Source organism: Butyricicoccus sp. (assembly GCF_050872565.1).
Classification (GTDB): domain Bacteria; phylum Bacillota; class Clostridia; order Oscillospirales; family Butyricicoccaceae; genus Butyricicoccus_A.
Genome location: NZ_JBNMHC010000430.1, coordinates 1 through 1658, shown reverse-complemented (window position 1 = coordinate 1658; position 1658 = coordinate 1). Strand labels below are relative to the sequence as shown.

3 protein-coding genes are annotated in these 1658 nt (G+C 48.0%); all 3 read right to left on the bottom strand.

Annotation, left to right across the window (positions count from 1 at the left end; all coding sequences use genetic code 11):
- Positions 1 to 193 precede the first annotated feature (193 nt).
- A complete protein-coding gene (locus tag ACR0P9_RS12195) occupies positions 194 to 697 on the bottom strand; it encodes a hypothetical protein (protein ID WP_432620529.1) in 504 nt (167 codons plus the stop codon).
- A gap of 21 nt (positions 698 to 718) precedes the next feature.
- Complete coding sequence (locus ACR0P9_RS12190; RefSeq protein WP_432620527.1) at positions 719 to 1363, bottom strand: DnaJ domain-containing protein; 645 nt, start codon at positions 1361 to 1363, stop codon at positions 719 to 721.
- Positions 1350 to 1658, bottom strand: a 309-nt coding sequence (locus ACR0P9_RS12185; RefSeq protein ID WP_432620525.1) for a DUF5685 family protein, incomplete at its 5' end; no start/stop codon positions are given. The genes ACR0P9_RS12190 and ACR0P9_RS12185, both read right to left, overlap by 14 nt.

The window sequence follows — 1658 nt, the reverse complement described above, 5'->3', positions numbered from 1 at the left end:
TATCCAGTCATGCTTTTCAAGGAAATTCCTCCTATTTGATGATTTTTGCGTCCCTTTTTCTGTTCGCTATACGCTTGAAAAGGGTTCTCTAGTATATTGTAACAGCCCGCCTTGCTTTTGTTCAAGCAAAACGGGCCATTTTCATGATAATTATCCAAATATTTTTCAATCAAATTTATATTCTTGTGCAATTTTACCATCGTATGCGTTCAAATAAATATGCAATGACTTTGGAAAATGCAATGTCATACAAAACGAAAACAACCAAGATGATTGGCAGAAGCATCCATGTATGCTGTGCCAGCACAACTGGTACAAGATTTAGCAGCGAGCTGGACACAACAAGCAGCAAAATCGTCATCACACCGCAAAACAGCAGTTTGAGAACCCATTCGACAGGCTGACGGTGAATGCGCTCGATGAGATTTTTTACAATGGTATACGGACCAAAAAATGCCGCATAAATCAGCGCAACCTCTTTCGATGGAAGCAGCAAAAATGACAGGATCGCGGTAGCAAGTACTGTGAGAACGCCATAGCCTAAGTTGCCGCGTATCACAGCGAGCACCGCAATCACGCCCGCAAGCGCAGCCACTGTCAGGCGCATTCCCGGCAGCAACGAGCCGAGCAGCATCACGACCACACTGAGCGCAACCATCATCGCGCAGAATGTCAATGTATTGTTGTGTTTTTCCATGGTTTTCTCGCCTCGTTTTCTTTAACAGCTGCCGCCTCCACAACAGCTGCACAGGCAGTTTAGACACGCGAGCTGCATACAGCAGTCTGCCGCATCATTTTGCTGCATCGGGCGATAGCCGCCATATGCAGAGCTGTTGCTCAGGACATTTTGCATCCGACGATACTCCATATTGTTCGGTGCCATCGCACACGCCTGATTGATTTCCTGTACTGCCTCGTCAAACCATCCCTTACGATAGCAGATATTGGAGCGCAGAAAATGCCATTCTGCATCTCGATTGGAGATCCGTGACAGCAGCTCCTCTGCCATGCCAATATTGCCCACGTTAATTGCGTTGCGTACCTGCACGTATACACCGGCGTTGGATCCGGTATAGCTGGAGGAATATCCGTTATAGCCACCGGCATTGTTGTACCCATTGGTATAGCCGCTGTTGGCGGAGCTTGAACTGCGTGTGTACGAGCTGCCGCCGCCATTCTGCCTCTGTTTCATCACTGTGTCGTAGGCGTCATTGATTTCCTGCATCTTTTCTTTTGCCAAATCCGCCAACGGATTGTTGATATAATTGTCCGGATGATATTTCCGCGCCAAGTCTCGATAGGCGCGTTTAATCTCATCTTCTGACGCAGACGGCGAAACGCCGAGTACCTTATAAGGATCCATGCCTGTTCTTTCCTCCATGATTTGAAAATGTGCCGTCCAAGACCAGCCGTGTCACCTCAGGCAGTCCTTGGCACAAAATATTCTCTATAATCCCCGCATCGCGCAATGGATGCAATAAAATATATGCGTGATATGCCGCCGCGAGCGATTGCAACAAGGTGTGCTGCATAGCGTCCTTAACCGGTGGCAGCAAAATCGGCTGTGTCATCTCCCAGCGCAGCAACACCGGATTGTAGCTGCCGGACGCAAAATCTTCTTGTATGTCATCGCAGGCATCAACAAGATAAATCCATCT